We start from the raw sequence: 408 nt of genomic DNA on the forward strand, positions 1-408 counted from the left end.
GCGGTTAGCCCGCTATGCCGCTCACTGGGTTGTTTGCACGCACCGTGCAGCGCTAGAAGAAGGTTTATGGGAAGAGGTCTCTCAACACTCCAAATTAGTGCCGAGTGAGCCGTTGCCTGATGGTTACCTTTTTCCCACGGAGGTAGGCCTTAACCCCTCCACGAAACATCTGTACGGCATCATGCCACCACAGAAAGACGCTGCTGGCGACATAGAGCAGCTGTTGGATTATGAGTCACGCCAATTCGCCAGAAATCGTCATTGGACCATCGGCACCAGCGTCGTTCGCAGCGTCTTGATGGATAATGACTTTTTCCTGAATAAAGATGAGAAGGCCTTTGCTGAAGCGCTATATCGAGCCGACTTTGTGGCATGGTGGTTACGCAATCCAGACAGTAAGCCGTTTAT

General features: G+C 51.7%; 1 protein-coding gene. It reads left to right on the forward strand.

The window, feature by feature from the left end:
- Positions 1-97: 97 nt before the first annotated feature.
- Positions 98-408 (forward strand): hypothetical protein (locus Q5762_RS37265; RefSeq protein WP_315896744.1); only part of this gene is annotated, 311 nt, incomplete at its 3' end.

This window comes from Streptomyces sp. P9(2023) (genome assembly GCF_032436795.1).
Classification (GTDB): domain Bacteria; phylum Actinomycetota; class Actinomycetes; order Streptomycetales; family Streptomycetaceae; genus Streptomyces.